We start from the raw sequence: 6,785 nt of genomic DNA, 5'->3' as shown, positions 1-6,785 counted from the left end.
CGGTGTGCGGCGCGAGGGTTTCGTAGGTCGGTTCCTGCGTTGCGGTGTCGTCCCAGGTGCCGTCCGCCAAGGGCGTGTACTCGCCGATGTCGGCGGTCGCAGCGGGCTCGGCCCCGTCCTCCACCGCGTAGTCGGTGGTCTCCGCAGCCGCATCCACCGCACCGGTCGGGTAGACGTCAGGATCGGTGTAGGCGATGTCGGTCGATTCCTCCCCGGTGTAGTCGGTGTCGACCGGACTCTCGATGGTCCCCGCGTCGTCCGCTTCGGTGGCGTAGTCGTCCCCGGCTGAGAGGTCGTCGACGCCGTAGTCGCTTTCGGTCGAGAGGTCCGCTTCAGCGGAGTAGTCGGTCTCAGTCGCGAGATCGGCTTCGGCGGAGTAGTCCTGCTCTGCTGAGAAATCCGTCTCGGCGGAGTAGTCCTGCTCGGCTGAGATGTCGGTCTCGTCGGAGTAGTCGGTCTCGGTCGAGAAGTCTGCTTCGCTGGAGTAGTCCGCCTCGGTCGACACATCATCTTCGGCGGAGTAGTCCGTCATCTCTTCGCTGGCACCCGTGTCAGCGACCATCTCCTCGTCCATGTCTTCCTGCCTCGTGTCGTGGATGGGCGTCCGCGGGCGCCATCACTGGTTGTGGGTGCCCTTGTTCGTGCCGCCGGTTCCGCTGTCGCCGGTCTGCGGAGGGTTCTGGCCGGTGCTGGGCAGCGGTTGGTCGTCGGTCACGGTGCCGCCACCGCTCCCGCCTCCGTAGCCGCCACCGGTCCCTCCAGTGCCACCGGTTCCCCCGGTTCCCCCGGTCCCCCCGGTGCCACCGGTGCCACCGCCGGATCCGCCGGTCCCACCTTCGGTGCCGCCGCCCGTGCCCTGCTCCGTGCCGCCGGTCCCGCCTTCGGTGCCCCCACCGGTCCCGTCCGTGCCGCCGTACCCACCGCTGCCCCCGGGGTCGCCGCCGCCCTGCTCCTCCGGGGCGGGGTGTGGCGCCGGAGCCGACGGGACCACCACGGGTGGCGGAGGTGCACCGGGCGAGCCCGACAGCAGCGTCCAGCCGCCCCACCCCGCACCTGCCAGCAGCAGGACCACCAGGGTGACGAGCGTGACCAGCCGGGCACGCGGCGCCTTCAGCCCCGCGGGAACGTGCAAGGACATCGAGGGTGTCCGCATCGCTGGCAGCGAGGGTTTCTTGATCGCTGGGAGCGGTGGCACCTTGATCGACGGCAGCGACGGCTTCTTGAACGGCTGGCTCGGTGGCGGGCCCGGAGCGGCTTCGGGCACGTAGTCGGACTGTTCCCCGGATGCTTCCGCGACCGGGGCGGGCTCGGGCTCCTCGACCGGTGCCGGTACCTCCTGCGGGACGTCGACCGCTGGACCTGCCGAGGCGGCAGGCGTGCTGGGGCCCGGCGGCGCTGGCGCTGCGTCTGCCGGTGCCGCCTCGGCGGCGGCCACCGAGCTCGCGGTGGCGGTGGGTTCGCTCCGCTCGGCTCGCTCCGGTCGCCCCACCTCGGGAGGTGGAGCCGGGGTGAGCTGGCGTGCAGCCCGGTCGCGCGCGGCGATGGCAGCGCCGGAAGCGATGGCGTACTTGGGGGAGGCGTCGACGGCCACCGGCCTGCGCAGCTCGGCGGAGATCATCTGGGAGACCAGCGGGATGCGCGAGGACCCGCCGACCAGCAGCACCTTCTGCAGCTCCGCGGGGTCGACCTGGGCCGAGCGCAGCGCGCGCCGCAGGTCCCGGATGGTCTCGGCGATGCTCGGCCGGATCATCTCCTCAAATTCCGGCCGGGTCAGCCGCACCTGGGTCTGGACCTGCGGGAGCAGCACCGGCACAACCGTCCAGGTGTCCGCCGACAGGGCTTCCTTGGCGGCTGTGCACTCCGCCCGCAGGCGCAGGATGATCTGCCGGTTGTGCACGTCACGCGGATCAAGCCCCTGCAACGACTTCCCGGTGCTGCGCACGACGTGGACCAGCACCGCCTCGTCGAAGTCGACGCCGCCGAGGTGCTCGATGCCCTGCGAGGTGCCAACCAGGTCGAACCCGTGCTCGCGCTTGGCGAGCACCGCCGCGTCGAACGTGCCGCCACCGAGGTCGTAGACGGCGATGGTGTCACCGGCGTCGACGCGTTCCGCCGAGGCGTAGGCGATGGCCGCGGCCTCCGGTTCGGTCACCGTGGTGGCCTCGGGGAGGTCGGCCAGCTGGAAGCTCTGGGCGAGCCGTTCCTGCTTGTACGGCCCCCAGTTCGCCGGGTGGCACACCGTCACGTGCTCGGGTGGCTCGCCCCGCTCCCGGGAAACGGTGTCGACCGTCCAGCGCAGCAGCCGGGCCATCAGCGCCTCGGCGGAGAACGGTTTCCCACCCAGGATGATCGGGGCCGGGTCGCCGAACCGGCGCTTGAACTCCCGGACCACGCGGCCGGGATCGGTGGCGGCCCTGCGGTGCGCTGCTTCACCGACGAGGAAGTCGTCGGCGTCGGTGAGGAAGAGCACCGAAGGCACCTTCGGCGCGTGTTCGTCCAGTGTGGCGACCTCGACCCGGTCCGCCACGGCGGTGGCCGCCGCGGTGAAGGTCGTGCCGAGATCCACCCCGAGCTGATATCCCATCGAGGCCCGTCTCCTGCTCCAGCCCCCTTGCTACCGCCCTTGCGGTGTTCTGCGGTGCGCCAGGCGCCCGCTGCCCGCCACTGCGGCGTTCCGGTCGAACGTGGATCGGAGTCTCCTCGCGGTGGCGCACCCGAGTGGCGATCGCTGCGAAGTGGTTGCGCACATCTGCGTTCCAGACCTGTCGCGGTCGCGATGCAGTCATGCAAGCACGCCGGGTTCGGCGTCAACAGCGCCAAAAGTCCTGGCTGGCCAAGGGGATCTGCGCACTGCGCCGCACGGGTGCCGGTTCGTGCGGTGGTGCGGAGGCAGGCCCCGGCCGCACCTGGCCGAGCGTGGTGATTACCTTAGTGGTGTTATTCTTAGTCGTCCTTCTTCGATGAGATTCGGGTGGTGAGTGCGGGTGGTTCGGCGCAGCCGGTCCCGGCCGGACGCGGTCGACTTCATGCTGGCGGAGTGGCGGCGCGAGGTGCCCGACGTCGACGCCTCGGGGATGGCGGTGTTCGGGCGGCTGCACCGCGCCTTCTACCGGTACCAGGACCAGCTGAACCGGCTGTTCCACTCCTATGACCTGACCATGGCCGGGTTCAGCATCCTCGCCGCGCTGCGCCGGGCGGGCAGCCCGTACCGGCGTACGGCCGGTGAGCTCGCCGACGCCGCGCTGGTGACCACCGGGGGCATCACCCAGCGCGTCGACAAGCTCGAAGCCGCCGGCCTGGTGCGGCGGGAACGCGACGCCGGGGACCGCCGGGCGGTCCACGTGCAGCTGACCGAGAAGGGCATCGCCTTCGCCGACGAGGTCGCCGCGGCGCACTTCGCCAACGAGCGCGACATGCTCAGCGGGCTGTCCGCAACGGAGCAGGAGCGCCTCGCCGACCTGCTCAGCCGCCTCGAAGCATCGCTCGACCACGCCGACGCCAAGCGCGTGGGGGAGTGAACCTCCCCGGCCTCGAACCGGGGAGGCGCACCCACCCGAGGGTCACCGGGCCCAGGGGAGCGGGGCCTCGTCGAGGCCCCAGTAGAGGCTCTTCTGCCGGGTGTGGCGCAGGATCGCGTCGCGGCCCTTGTCGGTGCCGACACCGCTGGCCTTCATCCCGCTGAACGGCGTGGCGATGCTGAACTGCTTGTAGGTGTTGATCCACACGGTGCCCGCGTCGATGCGGCGGGCCACCCGCCAAGCCCGGCGGTAGTCCCGGGTCCAGATGCCGCAGGCGAGGCCGTAGACCGTGTCGTTGGCCTGGGCGATCAGCTCGTCCTCGTCGCGGTAGGGCAGCACCACGCCCACCGGGCCGAAGATCTCCTCCTGGCAGGTGCGCGCGTCGTTGCCCAGCCCGTCCAGCAGGGTCGGCAGGTAGTACGCGCCCCCGGCCAGCTCCGGGTCGTCGGGGATCCGGCCGCCGCACAGGACGTTCGCGCCCTCCTCCCGCGCCCGGTCCACCATCGCTGCCACCCGGTCCCGGTGCGCGAAGGTGACCAGCGGACCGACCTGGCTGGCCGGGTCGGTGCCCGGGCCGACCCGGAGCCGCTGGGCCCCGGCGACCAGGCGCTCGACGAACTCGCCGTAGATCGCCTCGGGCACGAAGATCCGGGACCCGGCGATGCAGCTCTGCCCGCTGGAGGAGAAGATCCCGAACAGGATCCCGGCGGCGGCCTGCTCCAGGTCGGCGTCGTCGCAGACGATCGTCGGTGACTTCCCACCGAGTTCGCTGGTCAGCGGCATGAACTTGTCCGCGGCTAGGCGTCCGACGGTGCGGCCGGTGCTGGTGCCGCCGGTGAAGGACACCTTGCCGACCGCCGGGTGCCGGACGATCGCGTCCCCGACCACCGACCCCTTGCCGGGCAGGACCGACAGCAGCGCGGGCGGCAGTCCCGCCTCGCCCACCAGCCGGGCGAGGGCGAGGGACACCAGCGGGGTGGCCTCGGCGGGCTTGAGCAGCACCGCGTTCCCGGCGGCGAGCGCGGGCGCGATCTTCTGCGCGTCGCTGGCGATGGGGGAGTTCCACGGGGTGATCGCGCCGACCACGCCGATCGGTTCGGCCACGCTCATCGTCAGGTACGGGCCGCGCTGCGGAGTCAGCGGGGTCTCGGTGGTCTCCAGCGCGGCGGCGTAGAACCGGAAGGTCCCGGCTGCGCTGCGCACCAGCGCGCGGGTCTCGGCCAAGGTCTTGCCGGTGTTGCGGGTCTGCAGCCCGGCCAGCTCGTCGGCGTGCTGGTCGACCAGGTCTCCGATCCGGGTGAGGTACCGGGCGCGTTCGTGCGGCAGCAGGTCCCGCCAGGAGGGCTCCGCCGCGGCGATCGCCCCGGCGCGGGCCGCTTCGTCGACGTCCTCCGGGGAGGCGGCGGTGAGCTTCGCGACCACCTCGCCGCTGGCCGGGTCGATGCTCTCCAGCGGTGCGCCGCGACCGCGTCGCCAGCGTCCCGCGACGGGGATCTCGTCCGGGATCGGAAGGGTTTTCACAATGCACCTCCGGCATCGGGTGGGGGTGGCTGAATACCTTACTGCTAAGTCAACCCCTGTGGGTCGCGCGGCGCTGCGCAGTCGCGGATGCGGCGCCATGACCAGGTAGTTCGAAACTCGGTTCAGGAAAACTTGCCGTCGGGGGTTGCGCCGGTCACAGCCTTGTGTCGATACTGCTCACCACTTAATCGCTTACTGCTAAAAGGAAATCTGGAGGTTGCGCGATGTCCGCCGCACATGCTGAGACCCGCACCGACCTGGACGCCCTCATCGACTCCTGCATCGCCTCGCGGGAGAGCCGCCACGAGGACTGGGACACCCTCGCGTTCCAGACCAAGGCCGGGGACCAGTTCCGCCGGGCGCAGATCCGCTACATCGGTTCCGGCGCCACCGGCAACCACGAGGGCGACAGCCGGGCGCTGCCCTCGGAGCACTTCACCTTCTCCAACATGCGGCTGCCCGCGGACGCGATCGGCCCGGAGCACACCCACCACGACGTGGAGGAGGTGTTCTTCGTGCTGGAGGGTCAGCTGGAGGTCAGCGTCCACGACGTCGAGGACGGCACCAGGACCGCGACCCGCGTGCTCGGCTACCGCGACCTGATCCGGGTGCCCGCCGGGGTGCCCCGCAGCCTGAAGGCGATCGGGGACACCGACGCGCTGTTCTGCGTGGTCATTGGGGCGCAGAAACCGCAGCTGCCGACCTACCCGGCGACCTCGCCGGTGCACGGCGTCACGCGAGACTGAACCGCTTCGACGAAGACCCGGGGTGAGGAGCATGGCGCACGCGGTCCGAGTGCACAGCACGACGTGGCTCGCGTCGGGAGTGGTGCAGGTGGAGCTGCGGGACCCGGCGGGAGCCGACCTCCCGGCGTGGGAACCGGGAGCGCACCTGGCACTGCGGCTGGGCAACGGGATGACGCGGGAGTACTCGTTGTGCGGCGACCCGGCCGACCGGCGCAGCTGGACGGTCGCGGTGCTGCGCGAGCCGAACTCGCGCGGCGGCAGCAGTTGGGTGCACGAGCGGTTGACCGCCGGGACCCAGCTGGCGGTCGAGGGGCCGCGCAACAACTTCCCGCTGGAACCGGCCGAGCGCCACCTCCTCATCGCGGGCGGCATCGGCGTGACCCCGGTCCTGGCGATGGCCCGGCAGCTCGCCGAGCGCGGCGCGGACTGGCGGATGCTCTACTGCGGGCGCTCGCGGGAGGGCATGGCGTTCCTGCCGCAGCTGCAGGAGCTGGGTGACCGCGTCCGGGTGCACGCCGACGACGAGCACGGCGGCCCGCCCGACCTGCGCGCCGTGCTGGGCGCGGTGGCGCCCGGCGAGCTGGTGTACTGCTGCGGTCCGGAACCGCTGATCGACGCGGTGGAATCGGCGTTGCCCGACCCGTCCGCGCTGCGCGTCGAGCGGTTCCGCGCGCCGGAACCCGCGGCATCCACTTCGGACGGTGCGTTCGAGGTGGTGTGCGAGGCCTCCGGCGTCCGCGTCCCGGTCGGTCCCGGGACGTCGGTGCTGGACGCGTTGTTCGAGGCCGGGATCGAGGTGCCGAACTCCTGCCAGGAGGGCGTGTGCGGGACCTGCGAGACCAAGGTGCTCGGTGGTGAGCCGGAGCACCGCGACCACGTGCTCAGCCCGGCCGAGCGCGCGACCGGCGACACCATGATGATCTGCGTTTCCCGTTGCCGCTCGGGCGAACTCGTGCTGGACCTGTGATCGCCGCACCGAGTTGGCGCCCCGGCGCGGGAG

General features: G+C 71.6%; 6 protein-coding genes. 3 read left to right on the top strand and 3 right to left on the bottom strand.

What is annotated here, in order from left to right; translation table 11 throughout:
* Positions 1 to 574, bottom strand: a 574-nt coding sequence (locus ABT324_RS09280) for a hypothetical protein (RefSeq protein ID WP_351174257.1), incomplete at its 3' end; no start/stop codon positions are given.
* 42 nt (positions 575 to 616) lie between these two features.
* Positions 617 to 2,584 carry an Hsp70 family protein gene (locus ABT324_RS09275; protein ID WP_351174254.1) on the bottom strand — a complete coding sequence of 656 codons (1,968 nt, stop codon included), beginning with the start codon at positions 2,582 to 2,584 and terminating at the stop codon, positions 617 to 619.
* A 400-nt stretch (positions 2,585 to 2,984) separates the two neighbouring features.
* On the opposite strand from ABT324_RS09275, the gene ABT324_RS09270 reads away from it, so the two are divergent.
* Entirely contained in the window at positions 2,985 to 3,518 is a 534-nt protein-coding gene (locus tag ABT324_RS09270; RefSeq protein WP_351174251.1) for a MarR family winged helix-turn-helix transcriptional regulator, read from the top strand.
* Positions 3,519 to 3,560: 42 nt separating this feature from the next.
* Here ABT324_RS09270 and ABT324_RS09265 read toward each other — a convergent pair whose 3' ends face one another.
* The gene (locus tag ABT324_RS09265; protein ID WP_351174248.1) at positions 3,561 to 5,039 is read right to left on the bottom strand and encodes an aldehyde dehydrogenase; all 1,479 of its coding nucleotides are present in this window, start codon (positions 5,037 to 5,039) and stop codon (positions 3,561 to 3,563) included.
* Between the two features lie 224 nt (positions 5,040 to 5,263).
* Here ABT324_RS09265 and ABT324_RS09260 point away from each other — a divergent pair, with 224 nt between their 5' ends.
* Both ABT324_RS09260 and ABT324_RS09255 read left to right on the top strand, forming a co-directional pair.
* Positions 5,264 to 5,785: a cupin domain-containing protein gene (locus tag ABT324_RS09260; RefSeq protein WP_351174245.1), complete on the top strand. Its 522-nt coding sequence runs from the start codon at positions 5,264 to 5,266 to the stop codon at positions 5,783 to 5,785.
* A 31-nt stretch (positions 5,786 to 5,816) separates the two neighbouring features.
* Complete coding sequence (locus tag ABT324_RS09255; RefSeq protein ID WP_351174242.1) at positions 5,817 to 6,752, top strand: PDR/VanB family oxidoreductase; 936 nt, start codon at positions 5,817 to 5,819, stop codon at positions 6,750 to 6,752.
* The last annotated feature ends 33 nt before the right edge of the window (positions 6,753 to 6,785 follow it).

Origin of the sequence: Saccharopolyspora sp. NPDC000359 (genome assembly GCF_040300525.1) — a bacterium.
Taxonomy (GTDB): Bacteria; Actinomycetota; Actinomycetes; order Mycobacteriales; family Pseudonocardiaceae; genus Saccharopolyspora.
Note: the sequence above shows the minus strand (reverse complement) of the source record. Positions and strands in the feature narration are given on the sequence as shown.

Coding starts and splice junctions, on each gene's coding strand:
- ABT324_RS09260 (WP_351174245.1), top strand. CDS start 5,264: ATGTCCGCCGCACATGCTGAGACCCGCACCGACCTGGACGCCCTCATC.
- ABT324_RS09255 (WP_351174242.1), top strand. CDS start 5,817: ATGGCGCACGCGGTCCGAGTGCACAGCACGACGTGGCTCGCGTCGGGA.
- ABT324_RS09275 (WP_351174254.1), bottom strand. CDS start 2,584: ATGGGATATCAGCTCGGGGTGGATCTCGGCACGACCTTCACCGCGGCG.